Genomic DNA, 21,410 nt, shown 5'->3' on the forward strand with positions numbered 1-21,410 from the left:
TGAGCTACTTGTTCCTATCGCGGATGCGACAGAAGTTCGGGGGGAAAAATCCGGGTCTGACGGAGTGCCAGGTCCACACCGCGATGGCGGTGCTGACCCTGTTCTGGTGGTTGGGGCTGAGTCCTCCGCGAAAGCTTCTGAAGCGGACCTCCGAAGAGGATCTAGCGGGCGCAGCGTCGAAACGCCGTGGCGCAACGGTGCCACACTAAGCGGACAAGGCGAAGGTTGCATGAGATGGGCATCAAACTTACAGGATTGCCCCGATGCAAATGGGATACGACTTAGCGCTGTAGTAATTAGGTGGGCCGTCCCATTGAAAACTATGCAGTGAATGCAGCAAAGGCACCAATAAAAGATCACAAAAATAAATTGTAACCCCTTGACAGAATATGCGGTTACGGCAAAACTTGGTCCTTATGAAGCAGATTTACTACACGCAGTGCCCGATGGGATACGGGCTGGGTGCGAGTAATGGTTTCCAGATCAAGCGGCTCACGCCGGGTTACCCGATCTCGGGCGACTTTCGGTATCTGGGCCTGCGTGCGTTCCTAGCGGGAACGCGGACGATAGCACCGTCCGCGCTCCGCTATCGTCGCAACGAGCAAGGAGAGGCCGAGGTGGCTTGGCTCTCGCCGAGGAGCCATGAATACGAAACCGAGCGCGGGCGCTGGGGAAGACCGGGAGGCCATTTCGCTCACGGTGTTCTCCTTGATGACGGTGAACTGGAAACGCTGGGCAATTGGCCCGCCGGCCTATTCGATTGCCCGCGATGGATCAGGTCCGACCCTGGTCCGAGTCGAGGGGAGCCCCCCGCGCCTCTGGAGTTATCTGCGGTCGACCTGAGCGATCCCCCTGGTTTCGACGCCTTCGACAAACTCGTCCCAGGGGCGGACACGACTTTGCTGGCCAGCCTGCTGGCGGGGCTGGCTGCGGTCGTCCGCGAAGGGCGAACCCTGTTTCTGATCGACGAACCCGATCGACTCTCCACTCGGATCGCGTTGCTGACCCTCGCTTTTCCCTCTGGCTGGCGGTCCGCGCTCACGTTTTCGACCTACCACGACCGCCCCGAGGAGCTTCCGGGATTCCGGATTCAGGGCTCGATCCCCGCCGCGCGCCCGAATCGACAGGCCCTGCTGGCGAACGGGATTCTGGCGGAGCTTGGCTCAGGCGTCATCGAACCGCGAGTTGAACCGGCGCCTTGGGCGCTCACGCTGGCGAGTTGGCTTACGGGCCGAAGCCCGGCGGACCGTTGGGCCTGGGAGGAGACCGAGCGGCGGGCCTGCATCGCCCGTTCGTGTGCCGACGCCGGTGCCGACACGATCTGGTCCGACGACTGGCTCAACCAACTCTATGGCTTCAATCGCTTGGTCCACACTCAAGCCGGTGCGTTGGTGACGCCTCGAGACTGGGAGGAATTGGCGATCCTGACCCGCTGGGCGAAGCGGTATGGGCTGGGGAAGGAATTGGTGGAGACACGGCCTCCCTCATGGTGGCGGGAGGCGGCCGTCGGATCGAGCGAGGCGAGGCTTGCGCTCCGGGAACATCTGGGGCATTCCTCTGCCTGGGCTCCCGACGACGCACCGGCCGCCTGGGGAGAGACGATTGCCGCCTGGTCGCGGGATCTGGCGACCGACGAGCGGTTTCCCTTGATCGAAGCGGCGCTCGGATCGGCGCCGGCGGCGGCCCGGCCTGGGTTCGTTCGCGCCTTGATCGGCGCGTTGCCTGACCCCGTAGCTCGGGAGTCGCTCCATTGGCTCGAGTCATTGCCTTCAAGCGATCGGGCGCTCTTGCTCCCCCTCGGCGTCCGAAGTGCGGTGGCCGACGCCCTCGGCAAGCAGGATACGCGGCCAATCCGAAGTATTCTTGTGCAGGCATTCAGTCTGCCCGAGTCGCTCCCGGCCGTTCTCGACGCTCTGGCCGCCGAAGCGTCGGCACAGCCTCCGGCGCTCGAGGCCATGGCCGGTTGGGTTTCCAGGGCACTCGAACCGGCCGGACCCCGTCCCACCGCTGTCGTCCTGCGCTGGGCTCTCCGCCAGGGGGATGCGGCAAAGCTCTGGCTCAAGCCGTTCCTGCGGATTCTGTTCGCGGACCCGACGAATCGCGAAGGCTGGCAGGCTCTCTACAAGCTGGTCCCGCAACCGTTGCAGGGTTCCTTCGGGACTGTCGTCCTCGAGATTGCTCGTGAGCCCACACTGCCGGATGAAGCCTTTCGCTGGGGCGTGGAGGAGGTTCTGCTCGCTCTTCCGGAAGCCACTCGTCCCCGGGCCTCGGCCTGGGCCGGTGTCTACCTCGATCGGACCCCCTCGGGCCTCGACCTCCTGAAACGGCTCTTCACCAAGGAATACCGCAAGCTGGGGCTGGCGCAATGGGTCGAGCAGGCTCGGGTGCGGGGGGAGCTCTCGGACGAACAGCAGACGCGCATCATTGAATGCGAGCAGTATGCTCGGGTGCTCCGAACGGGAGATGCCCGGTCACTCCTGAATATCAAACTTCCCGGCATCCCGGCCACGGAACGCGGAGCGATTCTCAGCCAGATCCTTCGCCATATGGGCGGGGGGGGGAACGATTCGTTAAACCTTGCGCTCGACACCTGCCGAGACTCATGGCCGGGGGCATTCCAAGCCGGGCAGCCAGGAATCGGGGGGATTGCCCGCGCTCTTGCCGAACCACTATTGGCCGATCAGACCAATCCCACGGTCTGGTTCGATCGGCTTGTCGGACTTCTCGACCGACTGGGTCTGACCCGAGAAGGGGGCGGAGACGAGGGCTTCGAAACCGATAGCCTGGCGGCTGAGATTAGCGCTGAGACGTTGCGGCGGCCCGGCACTCCGTTCGACGTCTGGAGCGTTCGCCAATTCCTGCTCCAGAACGATCGGGCCTGGCGACTCCTCGCGGCTGACGTCCGTCGGGAACTGGCGGGAAAGTCGATACCGGCTCGTCTGGGATGCCTCGAGGAATGGGACTGGTCACTCAACAAAGGGGTGCACACCGCGCGTTTTTTCGAGGTCTGGCTGAACGTTTGCGACGGTCCCACGCTGGCCGCCACTGTCGCGGCTCGAGCCGCCGACCTCAAATCACTTGGCCCGATTCCCTGGTGGCACTCGTGCCAAGATCCGGACGCGCGCAACGACCTTCGCGATGCGTTTGCGACGCGATCCCCCATGGCACCGTTGCCCGAGGCGGGGCTGACCGCCGTTCAAAACTGGATGAGGCCCAACAGGCAGGCCGATTCCAGGCCCAACGATGAATGGATGCTCCTGCCGGAGTTCCCCGAACCGGCGGCTCCCCGAGGCGCGGGGGAATCTCCCTTTCTCTCCCGCCAAGGGACGGCACGCTGGCGTTGCCTGGAAGCGCTCTCGGCCTTGTATCGAACGGGGATCGGCAGTGCCTCCTGCTGGCAAAGTCAGGCCGGCTGGAAGCACGTACTTCCGCTGGGTGAGCTTGAGACTTCGGATCGCTATCGCTTTGTCGCATGGTTTCTGCTTCGCGTCGACGAATTCGAACCCTTTCTGATCGCCCGATTCGCGAAATGGATTTTTGAGTCCGGCTTGTCTGACGCCGATCGCCTGTCGCGATGGGCTGAGGAACTGCAAGAAATGGAACCCGTAACCAACGCAATCAAGCTGGCGCGAGCCCCCTTGGTGAGCGACTTGCGTACGGAACTCAGGAATGTGATCCGCGATGCGCGGGAGTCCGCCGGTAGAAAATCGCAATCGCCCGATTCCCCCCCCGACCCGTAATCGGTTAGTATCACCCCCGTATTACCCAGCGTCACATCTTGCCCGGATAGGCTTGGCGCCGGCCACTTATGGAGCGAGAGCGAATGTCATTGCAGGGGGCTGGCCCCTTCGTGGTCGGAATCGACCTGGGAGGCACCAAAACACTGGCCGGGATTGTGGGTGCCGACAACCAAATCCTCGGCCGTAGCAAACGCTCAACCCCGGCCAAAGAGGGGGGACCGGCCATTGTACAGACCATCGTCCAGTGCGTGGACGACGCTCTCAAAAATGCCGGTCTCACCCGCAACGATATCGCGGCGGCAGGCATCGGATCTCCCGGTCCGCTGAATCCTGACACGGGTGTCGTTCTCTTTAGCGCCAACCTGAACATCCGCAACTTCCCGCTTGGACCCGACCTCTCGGCCATCCTCCAGCGGCCGGTTCTCCTCCAAAACGATGTCCGGGTCGGTGGCTATGGCGAATTTCGCCTGGGGGCCGGCCGTGGCTATCAAAACATCGTCGCCGCGTTCGTCGGGACCGGGATCGGCGGCTGCCTGATCCTGGATGGTAAGGTCTTCACGGGATCGACCGGCAATGCCGGCGAGCTCGGCCACATCATCGTCAAAACGGGTGGCCCCAAGTGTGGCTGCGGCGCCCATGGCTGTGTCGAAGCCATCGCCAGCAAGACGGCCATCGCACGGCGAATCTCGAAGGCGATCCGCAAGGGACACCCCACGGTCCTGAGCGACAAGCTGGCCAAGAAGTCGGGCCGGCTCAAGAGCGGTGAACTGGCCGACGCCATCGCGCGCAACGACCTGGTCGCGATCAGGGAGGTCCACCGCGCCGCGCATTACCTGGGGGTGGGCCTGAGCAACCTGTCGAACGTCCTTGGCCCCGAGGTGTTCATCATCGGCGGCGGCGTGGCGGGAGCCCTCGGCGATCCCTACGTCGATCTGGTTCGGGCCTCGGCACGTCAGCATATGCTCACTGATCCTGATGAAAAGATCCAGATCGTCCGAGCCGCGCTTGGCGATGATGCCGGGATCCTGGGAGCCTCACTCCTGGCTCGAGAGCGGTTCGTCTGAGCCGTCGCCCGGCCGCCGGAATCGACCACCTCGGCTGGTCCTCCGGCGGTGGCATGCTCGACATGGACGACGTCGGCCCGTAATTCGACGCCAAACACGTCGCGCGGGGCGCGGCGTTCGGCGACTTCGATGACGACGGCGACATCGACGTCGTCGTCAACCACAAGGACTTCGCCTGACCATCGGCCTCGGCCAGGCTCCCGAGGTCAAGAAGCTCATCGTCCGCTGGCCCTCAGGGGCCGTCACCATGCGCAAGGACGTGAAAGCCAACCAGGCCTTGAAGGTCGTCGAGTGGGAGTAGCTGCTGGCGAAGGAGTGGTCCGTGATGTAGAGTCGGTTCCCCAATGATGGGCCACTTCTCTGCCGATCACCGACCACTCCTGGAGCATGCGGCGATGAGCAAGGCGGCAGCGCGTTCCGCCCGATTGGGGCGGCTCCCGTTGGCGGCCCTGGGTGCACTCTCGGTCTGGTTCTGGGGAGCCTGGCGGCATTCGTGTGGCACTCGCCAGATCCGAAGGCCGTCTCGCTGCGGGCCCGCGCGGCGTTCGAGGCCAGGGACTTCGCGCGTCGAGGCCGAGTTGGCCCGACTCGGCCGGCTCCATGCCCAGTTGGCGATTGCCCGGGGGCGAGTCGACGAGGCGATCGCAGACCGCGACCGGATCCCCGACGACCACCTGATGGCGTCCCAGGCTCGGCTCCAGATCGGCCAGATCGAATTGCGCTGGAACCGCGGACCGGCATCATCGTAGGGAGGAACATTATGAAGCGAAAGAAGAAGAGTATCCGTAGGGTCGGCTTATCCCTGAGCAAGCGAGAGTTCGGCCAGATGATGGCCGCTTTAATTCATCAATTTGGCGAACCGAGTCAGCCCGAGTATCGCGCCAAGGACTTCTCGCTCGTTGGGGCGACCGGGAAGGTGCTCAATCTCGAGAACGCCTACCAGGAGTATTTGCTGATACCACATCAGAGACGGCCGAAGCTGATCAAGGCCTGGATCCGGACCTGGTTCAGGGATGAGCAACAGGTGCCCGAAAGCTTCGCCGAGGCCCGATCCAATCTGCTCCCCGACATCCGGCGGCGTGGCACGCACGAGTGTGATCTGCTGGAGAAGCAAGGCGGGGGGAAGCGAGCCATCACCCGTCGGGTCTTTGCCGGACATTTCGCCCTTGGAGTGGCCTACGATTGGCCCGAATCCAAGCTGCTTGTGACCGATCATCGTCTTTCCACCTGGGAGGTGGACCTCGACGATGCGATCGAGGTGGCCGTCGACAATCTCCGTGCGATCAGTCAGGAAGGGTTCGATGAGGCCGCGCCGGGCCTCTGGGTCTCTTCGTGGAACGACAGCTATGCCCCGGCCCGCATCCTGCTTCCCGACGTGATCGAGCGGTGCAGCGTCCGGGGATCGCACGTAGCCATGGCACCCCACGCGAACCTGCTAATCGTCACCGGGTCGGAGGACGTCGAAGGGCTGGAGCGGATGGCCTCGTTGGCCGAGGAGTCGCTCGCAGGCCCCCGGCCCCTGAGCGGTATCCCACTCCTCGCCGTCGGAGACGGGTGGACCCCGTTCGAGTTGCCCGGGACCCACCCACTCGCCCATCGCTACCAGATCCTCCGGCACCAGACGCTGGCGGGCGACTACCCCCGCCAGGGGCAACTGCTCGACGAGGGCCACGCCCGCCGGGGTGAGGACCTCGTCGCCGCCGGCGTCCTGTCCGGACCGGGTGGTGCCACGATCGCGTGCTGGACCGAGGGCGTCGCCACGCTACTCCCGGAGACGATGTACCTCGCCTTCCAGAGCCCAGACCCGGGACAGGCAGACGTCACCCTCCATTGCCTCGGCGCATGGGACCGGGTGCGGGAAGTCGCGGGCAACCTCATGGAACCCCAGGGCCTGTACCCCGAACGACACTTGATCCGTTCGTTCCCGAGGCCCGAGCAGATCGAGGCGATCCGAGGCAGTGGAGAAGCTGTGCTCCTCGAACTCGAGCGAGAGATGAGGAACTGATCGGCGACATCCAGGCGGCCGTTCACACGCACCGGCAATGAGCAGGTGTCATCGATCCAGGGATTGCAAAGGCTCTCATGGGTACCTTACAGTCGGATGGGACTTGGGCTTGGATCGCGGGCATCCCGCCGATTTCTGGGAGCCCCGAAGGGGCGTCCGTCAATAGCTAGGGGTGCAAGCCCCTGGATCTGATTCAAGCGAGAATATCCTCATTGTCTTTTAACTCTCCCTGCCAGCCACGGCGGGGAGAGTGGCGTCAGTGGGAAGACGGTTTCGTAGGCCTGGATCCATGCGATTACGGATCGGTTGCATACCGTTTCGACTGCAACCAGGCGAGGATATCCTTCTCCTGATCCGGGTTGAGGATGAGCTGGAACCCAGGCATGCGATGCCGGCCGGTTCGGACCACGTTGAGGAAGTCGGCCGGACGCAGCAAGGTCGCCACTTCCACCAGGTTCGGTCCCAGGTCCAGCCCTTGCGCTGTTGGGGCGTGACAGGCAGCACAATGTGTGGCAAAGAGCGTGGCACCTTGATCGGCCTGGCTTCCGTGCGGAGGAATCTCCGCCGTCGTCGGTTTGACCTGCTCGAGGGCTTGCGTGTAGCGGATCCGCGCGGGAAGGGCCGAAGGGGTCGAATCCGAGTATTGCTCACTCAAGTAAGTAATGAGCGTGTCAGTTTGATCGGGAGGGAGTGGAGACCCGAAGCCGACCATTTTCTCGACTTCCGCCTTCCATTGAGGTTGGGTGAGCCTTTGAGAGATCACCATCTCTTCGGAATGGCAGATCAGGCAGTTGTCGCGTAGGGCCAACCTTGCCATCTCTTGGTCGTCTTTGTCCTGGCTGTCGCCTGGGGGTGTTTGAACGGCCGGTGCGTCGTCGAGACGACGGGCCAACGTGGGGCCGCTCCCAAGCGATCGATCCGACCAGAGTGGGATCGACACGACCAGGCCAACCAGGCCCAGCATCAGGGCAGGGCGGGATGCGCGGCGACTCAAGGTCGGCCGACTTGGGGATGAGTACGTCTCCATGTTATCGCACCTCGCAAGTCAGCCGATCGATCCCATTCCATAAGTAGCCGCTTTTATTCCAGGCCGTTGTCTCCGGCTGGGTGTCGCCGTTGGAATCCGAGGCGCGAACCCGAATGGTGTACTTGCCAGGTTGAGCTGTTTCCCAGGCGAACTTCCAGGTTCGCCAGCTCCCTTGTCGCGGTTCGCCTTGCAAGGTCGCGGGCCTCCAGGGCGAATTTGGGCCAACGGCGTATTCGACCTTGGTGACATGGCCGTCGCCGGTCCAGGCCACGCCTCGCACTTCATGATTTCCCGCTTTGAGCATGGAGCCGTCGGCGGGGGCGGTGATCAAAGACTTCACGTTCATCACCGTGAGGGGCACAAGGTCGGCCGGCTTCAGCACCGCGCCGGGAGGGGCAGGGGACTTGGGCATGCGGTAGCCCGACTGCTGGTAGGTTCCGGGCGCTTCGTCCTTCGCCAGGCTGATTTGTCGCAACCACTTCAGCCAGTGATTGCCGGCCCAGCCGGGCACGACGAGTCGCATTGGGCCTCCGTGCAAGAACGGTAGTGGTTCCCCGTTCATGTGAGTGGCAATTAACGTGTTCGGATCGAGCGCACGCTCGATGGGGATGCTCCGGAGAAACCGTGGGGTCTTGGGCGAGGGGGGCGGATCGGCGCCGAGGAGATGGACGTGCCCCGCCCCTCGCTGATACCCCGCGCGTTCGAGGAGGTCGACAAGCCGGACTCCGGACCATTCGGCATGCCCGACCGCCCCTTTCTCCCACTGCACCCCGGGAAGCCGGGGGCGGAAATAGGCTCGGCCATTTCCCGCGCACTGGAGGACCGCAGGAATCTTGACCTGCTCGAGCTTCTGAAGCTCGTTGAGACTCCAGGCCCGAGGGTGATCGGCAAGGCCGCCAACCTGTAAGCTCCAAGGGGCGAGCCCGATCGCCGGTGTGCTGAGATGGCTGCGGACGAAGAACTGATCGTTCGGCGTGAGCCAACCGTCGAGGGCGGTCACCGGGGTCTCGAGATCGAGGGGCCTCGAATTGCGGACGATGAGACCTGCCTCGTCGGCCCGAACTGGAGAGTGGGTCTCAAGCGAGGCGACCCCACTGCCGCAAACCAGGACGCCTCCGACCGTGCGTCGGAGCGCGGTGCGACGACTGATCGACCGATCGAATTCAAGCAATGATCCCTCCCGTCAAGCGGGCCCGATATCGCCAGGCACACCCGAACCGTTCTGATTCCCCGTTCACTCGACGATATCGGGGCGCGGTCAGGTTCGACAAGGGGCGAACCCACAGCCCAAGGAACCGCGCACGATTCTCGGAATTCCTACTGTAATTCGGGGAATTGTGGGTTTGCAATCGGCAGCGCAAGCGATGTTGCGAAAAAAAAGTGGGCGATTTGCACGCGAGCCGAGCGGATTATCCTGCACTTGTGGTCTGAGCCCGACAGTCCGCAAATTCGCTACAATTCGACCTCTTTCACAATCATGTTAAATTGATTGATTTGGTCTGCTTTTTGCGATGGGCTATCATTGTTATGAGAGAAGCTGTAGGAGTCGGTAGGATGTCCCGTCACTGGGCTCCTCCGATGGAGTGGAAACCGCCGTCCCGCGTGGCTTGCTTCGAGGGAGTTCCCAGGTTTCAAATACGGGTGACTCGTCATGAAAAAAGGACGTAGAAACCTCCATCACGCCAAGTTTGCCCGGCTTCGTCGCCACCTGGAAATTTGTTGGGATTTACTCCGGCCTCGCCGGATTCGCACGCGTTCTGCGCGTTACGCGGCAGCGCTCGGCGAACAACTCGGGCTGATCGAACGTCCCAACTGCTGTGCGTGGTGTCGGCGGCGGCGGCTCCGTCTCCAGCGGCATCACTGGAGCTATGACGAACCGCTGAACGTCACGTTCCTCTGTGTGGAGTGCCACGCCATTGCCGACACCATGACACTGGAGGCGAGTACTGCCTAAGATTTGAGCACGGGTGGGTCGTTCCTGCCGACCGCCGGTTCCACCTCGATCGCACCCACCGTGGGGGAGGGGGGCTTCGGTGGCGGCAGGAGCGGAATATGGACCTGGAAAATCGTCCCCTGGCCGGGCATCGAATGCCAGCGCATTTCGCCACCGGCCTGCTGAACGATGCGCGCGGCGCGGGGGAGTCCGAGCCCGAGTCCGCGCCCTGCCTGGCGGCCGCAGAAGAAGGGGTCGAACAGATGCTCCCCTTCGGCCGAGGTGATCCCTCGTCCGTTGTCCTTGACCGACCACGAGACCTCTTCGAGGCCTCCGGCGACGGCGACCTGAATCGTGTCCCCCTCGCGGGTGGACTCGAGCGCATTGCGGATCAAGGCGTCGGCCAGGTGCCTCAGCGCGTCGGGATCGGCCCAGACTTTGGGACCGGGCTCACCCCCCTTGAGGATCAGCCGGATTCCTCGCGTGTCGGCCTCGTCCTTGATGTCCCTGAGACTGGCCCTGACGACTTCGTCCGGCTGGCAGAAGCGGGGTCGCGACTCGGGCGTCCGGCCGATGAACATCAAGTCGCGGATAATGCGATGGGTCCGTTGCGCCTGGCTCAGGATCGCTCGAAGAGAGCGCACCGTGTCGGGTTCGGTGGCACGGGCCAGGAGCAATTGGGCGCGGCCCACGATCACCGCCAGCGGGTTATTCAGCTCGTGCCCCGCGCCGGCGGCGAACTCGGCCAACCCGTCGAGCTTGGCTCGGCGAACGCGTGGCTCTTCCTTGTCGACCCAGCCCCGGTGTCCTCGGGCAACGGATTCGAGCTTTGCTGCGAGCTGGGTTCGGTCCGCGACCAGAGCGGCCCAGGCTTGCCAGGCGGGCGCCATGGACGCGTAGTTGGCACTCTCTGAGAGACCCTCGGGATCGAGCCAGAGATGGATCTCGGCGCAGGGGCGGCCTCGAGACGCAAGCGCGAGCACCTTCGTCGCCGGTCGCTCGGCGCGGCGGGGGTCTTCCTCGTGACCGGACTCCAACCCAGGCCCTGTCCAGACGACCCGCGCGGTGGCGACTCCCGCCACCTCGCACCAGGAGAGGGCCGCTCGCTCGGCCCAGCCGTCCGCCGTTTCCGCAGGATCGGCGTCAACGAAGGCTTTGAGAAAGCGATCGTTGGCCGCCTTCTCGACCCGCAACTCCGCCATCTGCCGGCGCAATCGCGCATTCGAGCGGGCGAATCGTTCCTCATGAGCCGTCGCATCCGCCTCGATCAGGGCGGGGGTGCAGCGGACTTGAACCTCGGCGATGAGCAGCCGGAGTCTCGGCTCCGAGCCGCCGATTTCGCGGGCCTCAACGGAGTACAACCCCCAGGGGGTTCGCTCCGCCAGCGCGAACGCTTGCTGGATCAATCCCAGAGATCGGGAGTCGACTGAGGCTTCGCTCATGCTCCCGAGGAGATCGGCGTGGAGCCAGGCCGCGTCGGCCACGAGCGGGTCGCAGCCCCAACGTTCGGCCAGCGTCCGGCCAAGGTTTGAGGCCTCGGTCCCGAGCGTTTGGAGCTCGAAGGCCCGGCGCCTTGGGCCATCGGGCTCGGCCATCCATTCCGCGAGCCATTCTGGCTCCAGCGCCGCGACCGCCCAGAGCCCGAGTCCATGGAGCAAGCCCGCGCGGGCGATCCGGTCAATGTCCGGTTCACCGGCCTCGGTGGCGAGTCGCCGAGCTGCCTGCCCGACCGCCACGGAGTGCCGCCAGAGCCGATTCAAGGCGTCGGCGGCCGGCCCTGAGGGGGCCGTCGCACTCCACCATGAGGATGCTTCAAGCAGCTTGATCGCCTCGAGGTCCGTTCCCGAGCGGGTCAGGGCAAGCACCCAACCCGGGTCGGATTCGGCGATCGTGGGGAATCGACTCGACGCGAGGAGTTCCGGGGACGGTTCCGCGGAATCCTCGGGAAAGGCGTTCAACGCCAGCCGCGCCGTGGTCGGGCGCAGCGGGAGACGGTCCAACCGCTCAAGCTGGCGGCGGATCACAGTGGGTGCGAGAATCGATCGGCAACGAGAAACAGGCACCGATCCGGGCTCCTTCCCGTCGGCGACGACTCAGAACTCCCACGACATCCGAACCGAACGAGCCCTCATCCTTGACGGGGTCGTCTACCCATCATCAGCCTGTTGGACCAGTCTCTATATCCAAGAGTCGGCAGACGCGGCGAATCAATTCATCGATGTCGAGCGGCTTGTGAAGAAAGTCGTCCGCGCCCGAGGTACGGAGCTCGTCGATCTTGTCTTCTTCCACCATACCCGAAATGCAGATAATTTTGATGTCGGACATCGTCGGATCTTTGCGGATCAGCTCACAGACCGCCTGTCCGTTGATGTCGGGCAGCATTACATCGAGGATGATCAGGTCGGGGTGATACTCTTTGGCCAGCATCCCCGCGCCGAAGCCATTGTTGACGACCTTGGTTTCAAACCGGGCATCGTTGGCCAACACGTCCGAGATCAGGTCGACCACGGCCTGATCGTCGTCGACGATCAAGATCCGCCGCTTCCCGCTCTCCAGAGCATCGGTCGGGATGCTGTTTTCTTTCATGAACCGGTAAAGCGCTTCGCGCGGAATCCGGCGAAATCGCGAGCCGGGGACCCGGAACCCCTTGAGTTGGCCTGAGTCGAAGCAGCGGATGATCGTTTGCTGACTCACTTTACAGATCTTCGCAGCTTCGCCCGTCGTAAAAACGGTCTTCATGTTCGAGTACGTCCCATTCTGCGAGCTCATGGGCTCGGTCGCTCCTTCTCCCGGCGAGCTCGGGCCTCCCCCAAGACTCCGCCGAGGCCCGTAAAAGCTTCCATGCCGGGGTCACTCTGCATGCGGACCAGCCTTCCGCCAGCCGCACCAAGACCGCCCAGCCCCTCAGCGACGCACGATCAGTAAAGTTTGCTGAATCTAACGACTTTACCCGAATTGCCGATGTAACCAATTATAAGGTGGCTGCCTAACCTGTCAACCCGAATGAATGTCAGACTCTTCCGTAGAACGCGAATCCTGTCAAGAGTGGATAAACGGCCCAAGGTCTCACCTCGACCCAGTCGGAAGGGATGAATCCTCAGGAAAAAAACGCGCGAGCGACCACGATGGAATATTCTTCCATCAAGGTTGAAGAACAGTTACGCAGGCTCGTCGAGGGGCGATTCGCGTTCGGTGACTGGTTCGGATGCGGGCTCGGGCGAGCGCGACCTGTCTTGCTTCATGTAGACGAGCAGGGTCGCGATATCCGTCGGATTGACGCCGCTGATTCGACCAGCCTGGCCGAGCGAACGAGGGCGGACCCGCAGGAACTTCTCGCGGGCCTCGGCGCGAAGCTGGGTGATCGCGTGATAGTCCATGTCGGCCGGCAGCGGTTTGTGCTCGAGGCGGCGGAAGCGTTCCACCTCCAGGGCTTGGCGTTCGATGTAGCCGCCGTATTTCGCCTCGATGGTCACTTGTTCGATCGCTTCTCCGTCGTCGTGCGATGCAAGCGCGGGGGAGAGCTCGAGCAGTTGTTCCCAGGTCGTCGGGGGCCGTCGCAGGTGCTGGAAAAGGGACTGACCTTCCACACGCGTCGTATTGAGGGTCGACCGAAGCGAGCTGATCTTTTGAGTCCGCTCTTCAAAGCGCGCCCAGCGCGCGTCGTCGACGAGCCCGATCTGCCTTCCCATTTCGGTGAGGCGTAGATCCGCGTTGTCGTGCCGCAAGAGGAGGCGATACTCCGCGCGGCTCGTGAACATCCGGTAGGGTTCTTCCACACCTCGGGTGACCAGGTCGTCGATCAGGACCCCGAGATAGGCCTGGGAGCGGTCGACGATGAATGGATCCTCACCCTGGACGGCTCTCGCAGCGTTGATGCCGGCAATCAGCCCTTGGGCGGCGGCTTCCTCGTATCCGGTCGTTCCGTTGATCTGGCCGGCGAAGTAGAGCCCCGCGACATTCTTGGTTTCGAGGGTCGGGTGAAGTTGGGTGGGGGGGGCGAAGTCATACTCGACGGCGTAGCCGTACCGCATGATCTCCGCATGTTCCAGGCCGGCGATCAGGGGGATGATCGCGTCCTGGACGTCGCGCGGGAGGCTGGTCGAGATCCCGTTACAGTAGTATTCCAAGGTCCCTCGGCCTTCCGGCTCGAGGAAGATCTGATGCCCGGTCCGGTCGGCGAAGCGGACGACCTTGTCCTCGATCGAGGGGCAGTAGCGCGGACCCGTGCTCTGGATCTGTCCCGAGTACATTGGGGCGCGGTGGATGTTGCCGCGGATCAGGTCGTGGACGGCGGAATTGGTGGTCGTGATATGGCAGGAACATTGTTCCTGGGTGATCCGGTCGGTCATGAACGAGAAGGCCACCGGTTCCGCGTCGCCGGGTTGTTCCTGGAGCTTGGCGAAGTCGATGGTCCGGCCGTTGAGTCGCGGCGGGGTTCCCGTCTTGAACCGTTGAAGCTCGAACCCGAGCGAGCGGAGGCTGCCGGAAAGGCCTTCCGCCGAACTATCCCCGGCACGACCTCCCGCCGTCTTGGTCTCCCCCGTATGCATGAGCGCCTGGAGGAACGTCCCGGTGGTCACGACCACGGCCCGCGCCCGGTACTCGGCCCCTCCTCGGCAGCGGAGGCCGGTGATCCGGTCGCCGTCGATGCAGAGCGCCTCGACCATCTCCTGGCGGAGGGTGAGGTTCGGCTGGCGTTCGACTGTGAGCTTGCCGAGGAACTGGTAGGCCTTCTTATCGCACTGGGCCCGGGGGCTGTGCATGGCCGGCCCTTTGCCTCGGTTGAGGAGCCGGAACTGGAGGGCCGCCGCGTCGGTGAGCATGCCCATGGCACCGCCGAGGGCGTCGATCTCGCGTACGATCTGCCCTTTCGCCACGCCGCCGATTGCCGGGTTGCAGCTCATCTGGGTGACCGAGTCGCAGTTAATGGTCAGCAAGGCGGTGCGCCGGCCCATTCGCGCTGAGGCGAGGGCCGCCTCGAGCCCCGCGTGCCCCGCTCCCACCACGATCACGTCATACCGATAGGGATCGTCCCGCGTCATCACCGTATTCGCCCAATCAAGCAGAACTCTACGTTTTTCCCCTGTTGCTGCTTCTTATCATACCGTTACAGCTCGATGAAACGAAAGATAAACGAGGCCCCTGGGTTGTCCAATTGCCTTGCGAGTCCGTGGTTGGTCTGGCTAACTTGGAGCCTCGAGGCCCTCTGGGCCGGATGACTTACACTGACTCTTCATCATTCAAAAAAACAAAGACAAAAGAGGACGAGCGCCATGGCAGAGACGCGGAAGGGCGAAGTGACATTCAAGGGCAACCCGGTCGAGCTGGTCGGCCCCAAACTCAACGTAGGGGACAAAGCGCCCGACTTTGCCAGCGTCGGAGCCGGTCTTGCGGTGGTGACCCTGGCCGACACCGCCGGCAAGGCGCGGCTTTTCAACGTGATCCCGTCGCTCGACACCCCGGTTTGCAATATCCAGACCAGGAAGTTCTCCGAAGAGCTGCAATCGCTTGGCGACAAGGTCGCGGTCTATACGGTGAGCCTCGACCTCCCGTTCGCGCAGCAGCGCTGGTGCACCGAGGCGAAGGTCGAGAACCTCAAGAACCTGTCCGATGCGCACAACCATAGCTTCGGCGAACACTACGGTGTGCTGATTCAAGGGTTGCCGATCCCCTTGCTGGCCCGTGCGGTTATCGTGGTGGATCCGGACAACACGATTCGCTATATCGAAATCGTCCCGGAAATCGCGCAAGAGCCGAATTACGAGCCCGCCCTGAAGGCCTTGAAAGAGGCGGCCGGCGTCTGATAATCGGCCCAGCCAAGTGAGGAGAGGCCCTGAGGACTGCGATGGGTCACCAGGGCCTCCTCCTTCGTTCTCATCGTCCCGGTTGCGAGATCGTGAGATCGTGCACCGAGAGGGTCTCGAAGCCATCTTTGGTGATCAGGTAATTACGTTCAAAACGCATGCCCCCGACCCCTTTGATGTAGAGTCCGGGCTCGAGTGCGACGACATCCCCAACCACGAGCGTATCCGTGCTCTCGGGGACGAAGTAAGGGGGTTCGGGATGGCCGAGCCCCAGACCGTGCCCGCTGTGGCTCGTGAACGACTCAGCCAGGCCAAGCGAGGCCAGACGTCCCCGAACTGCGGCGTCGACCGCACGCGCGGCGGTCCCCGCGCGAAGTTGTCCCTCACCCGCCTCGATCGCCGACAGGCAGGCCTCGAACATTTCCCGCTGTCGGGGGGTCGGCTCGCCGTCGACGACGAACGTGTTTGTGAAGTCGCCACGGTAACCGTGCACGACCACCGAGAAGTCGAGCAGGCAAAGATCACCGCGCTCGATCGTTCGCCGGATCGGCGGTCCCCCCTTGTCGGTCGCGCAACGCGGGCCGGTGGCGAAGTCGCCGTAGACGATCAGTTGCTCCTCAAGGCTTTTCATCGCCGTGTTCTGGACCAACAGAAAAACATCCAGCTCCGTCATCCCGGGTTTGACCCCGGCCAGTGCGGCGGCCTGCGCAGCTTCCCCCGCGCGCATCGAACGCTTGAGCAGCTCAACCTCGTCCGGATCCTTGGCCCGTTTCAGCGGTCGGATGATCGGGTCGAGGTCGATGAGCGTCAGGTCGGGGCGCGCGGCTCGAAGCGCCTCGACCACCGCAGCGGGAACGCTCGTCCGCTCGATCCCGATCCGGTTTCCCGGGACCCGCGACAGGAAGTCGATAGCCGCCCCCACGCGGATCCCCTGGCGGTGGGGGGCCGAGGTCTTGCCGTTGTACCAGACGGGGGCGACCACCTCGTCGACCGTGGCGCGTTCCAAGAACGTTTGGACCATGCTGTCCGCCACCAGGGTCGACTTCCCGGCCTCGAGGACGAGCAGGGCCCCGGCATCCGCCGAGCGGAAGACGAACGGCGACTGAACGTAGTTGGCAAAATAGAGCAGGTGCTGGGGATCGGCCAGAACCAGGGCATCGCAAGGCTCAGGCAACGCGTTCCAGAGCCTCGAGCGTCGCGTGGCGCAACCCGTGGGAGTGAGCATTATCTTTCAGGCTCCAAAACCTCGACCCGGAAATCTCGTCGGATCCAAAAATAAAGAAAGGGCCAAGGGCCGAGCCCACAGGCCCTTTTTTAGGGGGGAAACGCTTCGTGAAACAATCACGAAAGCGGCTTGATCCAGAGGTTCCGAAACTGGACCTTGTTGCCGTGGTCCTGAAGCAGGATCGGCCCCTCTTCGCCTTCCTTGTTGGTCGCGCCTCCGGGCGTGGGGGTGATCTCCGCGTCGTTGATGGTCTTGATGCCGTTATGAATGACCGTCACGCGGGCCTTTTTGACCACTTTCCCACCGTCGACGACGGCTTTGTGAAACGTGACGTCGTAGGTCTGCCACTGGAGCGGCGGCTTGCAAGCGTTGACCGAAGGAATGATCTGCTTGTAGATCGCTCCACAGTCGTTGTCCTGGAGCTTCAAGCCGTACGAGTCGAGAACCTGCAACTCGTAGATCCCCCCCAGGTAGACGCCGCTGTTCCCTCGGGCCTGCCCCTTCTGGTCGGGCATGTACGGGACGTTAAACTCGACGTGGAGTTGGAAGTCGCCAAAGGTCTTCTCGGTCTGGATCGCGCCGTCGCCTGGCTTGACGGTCAGGATCCCATCATCGACCGCCCAGCTCGCGGGGGTCTTGCCGTCTGTTTTGACCCAGCCGTTAAGATTCTCGCCGCTGAACAGAGTGGCTGCCCCCTCAGGTGCCTTCTGGCCGAGAGTGGCGTCGCCCGGCTTGGTTTCGTCGGCGACCACGAACGGGATTGACCAGGCCAGGGAGACCGTGGCCACGAGAATGGGAATGCGCATTTGCGGTGGATCTCCCCAAAGCGATCGATGGAGTTGAGGTGGTGGGATCGCGCCCTTTGTATTTTTTTGGGTTGGCGAAGGTTCAGGGCCAGTTTAGCGGCGATGGACCTGAAGACAAGAGTCCCCTCTCCCGAGAACCAGGGTAGGTAGGACGCTTCCGGAGGTTGTCCGACAGCGATTCAAGGGAAGTTCGAGTTGATTCCCACCTCGGACCACGGGACGATGGTAAGATTAGAGACAAGTCTCTTCGCTGGAAGGAAAAATGGACCGCCTGGCGGATTGCGTCTCGACTCGTCTCACTCCAGCCCGACTGGTGCGCGATGCCCCTGGACTTGATGACCCGTCTCGACCCGCTCCGGCGAGTCCGCTGCCCCTTCTGCTTCGAGCGATTCGCCGCGTGCGAGATGCACCTGCGTTGCAATGATCACTACTGCAAATCCGACTTCGCCCGGATGATCGAAGACCCGATCCTGTCGCATGCCCTGAACGGCAGGCGTGTCGGAGGGGCGGGGAACTCGGCGCTCCGGAGCCCCTGGTGGATTGATCCCAGAACCGACGTCCGGCGCGGCATTCGCCGCCACTTCGACTGGATGGTCTTGCCTGACTCGCTCGACTGCCCGAACTGTCGGCGGCCGACCGACCTCCGCCTCTGCCCGCGCTGTCATAGCCATTTGCCCGACTCCGCGATTACGCTCGATCCCGGGCACATCGCCATCTTCGGCCCGCAATCGGTCGGCAAAACAACCTTCGTGACGGTGCTTCTCCACGAACTCGACCACCGGGTCGGTCCCGACCGAGGATTCGTCCTTGACCCTCTGACCGATGAGATCCGCGAGCGTTACGAGCGCGAATATCACGAGCTGACCTACGGCGGTAGCCAGTTCGGCGTCGGCGAGGAGCTCAACGGCGAGTCGTTCCGGCACAGCCACTCGGCGACCCCGAGCCTGGAGACCAACCGAGGGGTGCTTCAGCCCTTGGTCTATCGGCTGACCAGTCGTCGCGACTCGGAACGGGGTGGCACCGCCTTGCTCTCGTTCTTCGACACGGCCGGCGAAGACTGGGAGATGAACATTGAAATGCTCCGGAGCGAGGCCCGCTACCTTGGCGGGGCGCGGGGCCTTCTTTTCTTGATCGACCCGTTGCGAATCCGATCCGTCGCCCACGACCGTCGGATGCAGCTCACCGAGAAGGAGAGCCGGGTTCCTCCCGCCGACTATTTGACGGACATCCGCAAACTGGCCACCTTCTTCCGCCGCTCCCCGGTGAAGGTTCCGCTGGCGATCTGTTTGAACAAGCTCGATCGGTGGGGACACCTCCTCCCGGAAGGCACGAAGCTCCACGAGTGGGCGACCGGGGTCCCCGAATCTGCTCCCGGACCAGCACTCGATCAGGCGATCCACGACGAGGTCCAGTCCGCGCTCCGCCACTGGGGCGCTGCCGGGTTCCTCGAGCACGTCGCCGTCACCTTCCCTAACCACCGATTCTTCGCCTGCTCGGCCCTCGGCGACGCGGCCCAAGATCGCGAAGATCTCCCCCAGCCGTTACCGACCCCTCTGCTGGTCGAGCGCCCCGTCCTCTGGCTCTTGGAACGCCAAGGGGTGGTTGCCCCCGTCGATGGGCCGCGCCGTCGAGGTCGGTGACAGCTCAAGGAACGGAATCCTCCCGCCAAAGTCTCTCAGGGGCAGTTCGGCTGCCACTGGCCTGAATCATCGGGTACAGTCCCCCCTTATCAAGGGGAAAGACGAGCACACGTTGCTTCGGAAGAGGGGTTGGCCTGAACGTCGTCTGCCTTGGTAATCGGCGAGATGTTCCACGCGGCAATCACACGCCGTTGGCACGTCGGTTGCTTTACTCAATGGCCAACCCCCTCCTGGATTTGACGCCTTGTCCACGAATCCGCTACACCCCATTCACCCGCTGGAGCCTGAACATGATCCGTGCCTCCGCCGCTGCTTTGCTGTCTCTCGCGTTGGTCACTTGCCCAGCCTTCGCCCAGGACGGACCGTTGCGACGAGCCGGGCGCGCTTTGGACGCAACCGGCAAGAATATTCGCTCACGGGTGGAGACCGATGTGGCACGCGCGCAAAGCGCGGTCCAGGAGCGAGAGATGCTCAACCGGGTCATGAGGCGGATCGAATGGGACAAGCAGTTCGTTGGATCCGCCTTGCGCGTGGAGTCCAGGCCGGGCGGGGCGATTATCCTTCGTGGTTCGGTCACTGACGCGACAGTCAAGCTGCGGGCGGTTGACCTGGCTCAGAATACCTTGGGCGTGACCAGCGTCACTGACGAACTGGCCGTGGTCAAGGAGGTCAGGGTGATCCAGGCGAACCCTGCCCCGATCGTGATCGAGTCGATCCCGTCGGTGGGCAAAGAGGTCAGGGTGATCGAGAGTGCCCCTGCCCCGATCGTGATTGAGTCGACGCCGGCTGAGCCGGCTGAGGCAAAGGTGAACGGGAAACCCTGAAGACCGCATGTCGCCGATCCTCATCTCTGAGTGATCGCCGGCCTGTTTGTTTTTTTGTAATCGCTTGGCAGTTGGTGCGCGCATCGGAATTCGACGGAGGTCGCTCAAGGCCGTTAGGACACCCGAACTACCAGTTCAGGCCGTAAACTTCCTTTTCAGACAGCGTTCCTTACTCAGATTCGCGTACCAGATGCCGAGCGATAGGAAAAAAAGGAGAATTTAACCACGAATGACACAAATGACACGAATGAAGAAAAAAATGAAAAAATGATTGAATTTCTTTGTTTTTATTCGTGTCATTTGTGTCATTCGTGGTTAAAAATTTCCGTAATCGCTTGGCAGTTGGTGCGCGCATCGGAATTCGACGGAGGTCGCTCAAGGCCGTTAGGACACCCGAACTACCAGTTCAGGCCGTAAACTTCCTTTTCAGACAGCGTTCCTTCTCCAGATTCGTGCACCAACTGCCGAGCGCTAGGAAAACTTTGACCGTCTTTGCGCATCGGTCAGTCATTCGTAAATCATCGCCATGAACCCGATCTTCTTCGAGACGCCGGCCGACTTCCGGGCATGGCTCGCCGAGAATCACGCCACCGCCGAATTCCTCTTGGTAGGCTTCCACAAAAAGGGAACCGGCCGACCAAGCATGACCTGGTCCGAATCCGTTGACGAGGCACTGTGCTTCGGCTGGATTGACGGTGTCCGCAAGGGCATCGACGCCGAGAGATACACGATCCGCTTCACGCCGCGAAAGGCCGGAAGCATTTGGAGTAGCGTCAACGTCAGGAAGATCCAGGAACTGACCGAGCTCGGGCGCATGCAGGCTGCCGGGCTGGCTGCGTTTCAGGCACGGAAGGAAGACCGGTCGGGCATCTACTCCCATGAGCAGGAGGACGTCGAGATGCCCGAGCCGTACCTGGGCCTCCTGCGGGACAACACGGCGGCGTGGGAGTTCTACGAGAAACAGCCGCTGTCCTACCGGAAAGCGGTCAACTGGTGGGTCGCCAGTGCCAAGAAAGAGGAGACGCGCCGGAAGCGGCTGGATTCGTTAATGGCGTACTCAGCTCGGGCGGAGCGGGTGCCGCAATTCACGTGGAAGAAGGCGGGCTCTAGTGAGGGAGGCGGCTGACCTGGGGGGGGGCGATCCCGAAGGAGCCGCCCCGTCGGGTCTACTTCGCCGTCACGCCATCGCGTTCCCGAATGCCCTTGGCATCAATCAGCCCGCTTCTGGGTCTTGATCCAGGCGTAGGCTTCGCGTAGCAGCTCGGCCATCGGCAGCATGGGGCCGTCCTGGATGCGGTAGGCTGGTTGGGGCATGGTGCTCTCCTTCTCTTCGGGTTCCGGC

17 protein-coding genes are annotated in these 21,410 nt (G+C 63.0%); 10 read left to right on the top strand and 7 right to left on the bottom strand.

Annotated elements, in window-relative coordinates; all coding sequences use genetic code 11:
• Positions 1–416: 416 nt before the first annotated feature.
• From SINAC_RS08790 to SINAC_RS08810, 5 genes are all read left to right on the top strand, one after another.
• Positions 417–3,740 (top strand): hypothetical protein, encoded by a 3,324-nt coding sequence (locus SINAC_RS08790; protein ID WP_237722433.1) that lies wholly within the window; start codon positions 417–419, stop codon positions 3,738–3,740.
• Positions 3,741–3,823: 83 nt separating this feature from the next.
• A complete protein-coding gene (locus SINAC_RS08795) occupies positions 3,824–4,804 on the top strand; it encodes an ROK family protein (protein ID WP_015245332.1) in 981 nt (326 codons plus the stop codon).
• Positions 4,805–5,021: 217 nt separating this feature from the next.
• Positions 5,022–5,105, top strand: coding sequence for a hypothetical protein (locus tag SINAC_RS38675; RefSeq protein ID WP_244884950.1), 84 nt, complete (start codon positions 5,022–5,024; stop codon positions 5,103–5,105).
• Positions 5,106–5,199: 94 nt separating this feature from the next.
• The gene (locus tag SINAC_RS08805) at positions 5,200–5,553 is read left to right on the top strand and encodes a hypothetical protein (protein WP_015245333.1); all 354 of its coding nucleotides are present in this window, start codon (positions 5,200–5,202) and stop codon (positions 5,551–5,553) included.
• An 11-nt stretch (positions 5,554–5,564) separates the two neighbouring features.
• Positions 5,565–6,809 carry a hypothetical protein gene (locus tag SINAC_RS08810; RefSeq protein WP_015245334.1) on the top strand — a complete coding sequence of 415 codons (1,245 nt, stop codon included), beginning with the start codon at positions 5,565–5,567 and terminating at the stop codon, positions 6,807–6,809.
• A gap of 295 nt (positions 6,810–7,104) precedes the next feature.
• Here SINAC_RS08810 and SINAC_RS08815 read toward each other — a convergent pair whose 3' ends face one another.
• Both SINAC_RS08815 and SINAC_RS08820 read right to left on the bottom strand, forming a co-directional pair.
• Positions 7,105–7,836 (bottom strand): c-type cytochrome, encoded by a 732-nt coding sequence (locus SINAC_RS08815; RefSeq protein WP_015245335.1) that lies wholly within the window; start codon positions 7,834–7,836, stop codon positions 7,105–7,107.
• Between the two features lies 1 nt (position 7,837).
• Positions 7,838–9,007 carry a sulfite oxidase gene (locus tag SINAC_RS08820; RefSeq protein ID WP_015245336.1) on the bottom strand — a complete coding sequence of 390 codons (1,170 nt, stop codon included), beginning with the start codon at positions 9,005–9,007 and terminating at the stop codon, positions 7,838–7,840.
• Positions 9,008–9,487: 480 nt separating this feature from the next.
• Between SINAC_RS08820 and SINAC_RS08825 the strand changes: the two genes are divergently transcribed.
• On the top strand, positions 9,488–9,790 hold the full coding sequence (locus tag SINAC_RS08825) for a hypothetical protein (protein ID WP_015245337.1): 303 nt from the start codon (positions 9,488–9,490) through the stop codon (positions 9,788–9,790).
• Here the strand turns inward: SINAC_RS08825 and SINAC_RS08830 are convergent.
• The 3 genes from SINAC_RS08830 to mnmG all read right to left on the bottom strand — a co-directional run bounded on the left by SINAC_RS08830 (position 9,787) and on the right by mnmG (position 14,811).
• Positions 9,787–11,832, bottom strand: a complete 2,046-nt coding sequence (locus SINAC_RS08830) for an ATP-binding protein (RefSeq protein ID WP_015245338.1) — start codon at positions 11,830–11,832, stop codon at positions 9,787–9,789. The two genes, SINAC_RS08825 and SINAC_RS08830, sit on opposite strands and share 4 nt — an antisense overlap.
• Positions 11,833–11,926: 94 nt before the next feature.
• On the bottom strand, positions 11,927–12,538 hold the full coding sequence (locus SINAC_RS08835; protein ID WP_015245339.1) for a response regulator: 612 nt from the start codon (positions 12,536–12,538) through the stop codon (positions 11,927–11,929).
• Between the two features lie 389 nt (positions 12,539–12,927).
• On the bottom strand, positions 12,928–14,811 hold the full coding sequence (gene mnmG / locus SINAC_RS08840; RefSeq protein WP_015245340.1) for a tRNA uridine-5-carboxymethylaminomethyl(34) synthesis enzyme MnmG: 1,884 nt from the start codon (positions 14,809–14,811) through the stop codon (positions 12,928–12,930).
• Between the two features lie 231 nt (positions 14,812–15,042).
• Here mnmG and tpx point away from each other — a divergent pair, with 231 nt between their 5' ends.
• Positions 15,043–15,573 carry a thiol peroxidase gene (tpx, locus tag SINAC_RS08845; protein WP_015245341.1) on the top strand — a complete coding sequence of 177 codons (531 nt, stop codon included), beginning with the start codon at positions 15,043–15,045 and terminating at the stop codon, positions 15,571–15,573.
• A gap of 70 nt (positions 15,574–15,643) precedes the next feature.
• Here the strand turns inward: tpx and SINAC_RS08850 are convergent, their stop codons facing one another.
• Together SINAC_RS08850 and SINAC_RS08855 are read right to left on the bottom strand one after the other, a co-directional pair.
• Positions 15,644–16,798 carry a M24 family metallopeptidase gene (locus tag SINAC_RS08850; RefSeq protein ID WP_015245343.1) on the bottom strand — a complete coding sequence of 385 codons (1,155 nt, stop codon included), beginning with the start codon at positions 16,796–16,798 and terminating at the stop codon, positions 15,644–15,646.
• Positions 16,799–16,914: 116 nt separating this feature from the next.
• Positions 16,915–17,604 carry a 3-keto-disaccharide hydrolase gene (locus tag SINAC_RS08855; protein WP_015245344.1) on the bottom strand — a complete coding sequence of 230 codons (690 nt, stop codon included), beginning with the start codon at positions 17,602–17,604 and terminating at the stop codon, positions 16,915–16,917.
• 320 nt (positions 17,605–17,924) lie between these two features.
• On the opposite strand from SINAC_RS08855, the gene SINAC_RS08860 reads away from it, so the two are divergent.
• From SINAC_RS08860 to SINAC_RS08870, 3 genes are all read left to right on the top strand, one after another.
• The gene (locus tag SINAC_RS08860) at positions 17,925–19,244 is read left to right on the top strand and encodes a hypothetical protein (protein WP_015245345.1); all 1,320 of its coding nucleotides are present in this window, start codon (positions 17,925–17,927) and stop codon (positions 19,242–19,244) included.
• Between the two features lie 290 nt (positions 19,245–19,534).
• The gene (locus tag SINAC_RS08865) at positions 19,535–20,068 is read left to right on the top strand and encodes a BON domain-containing protein (protein WP_015245346.1); all 534 of its coding nucleotides are present in this window, start codon (positions 19,535–19,537) and stop codon (positions 20,066–20,068) included.
• A gap of 526 nt (positions 20,069–20,594) precedes the next feature.
• Entirely contained in the window at positions 20,595–21,194 is a 600-nt protein-coding gene (locus SINAC_RS08870; RefSeq protein ID WP_015245347.1) for a YdeI/OmpD-associated family protein, read from the top strand.
• Positions 21,195–21,410: the final 216 nt, after the last annotated feature.

Origin of the sequence: Singulisphaera acidiphila DSM 18658, from assembly GCF_000242455.2 — a bacterium.
Classification (GTDB): Bacteria; Planctomycetota; Planctomycetia; order Isosphaerales; family Isosphaeraceae; genus Singulisphaera; species Singulisphaera acidiphila.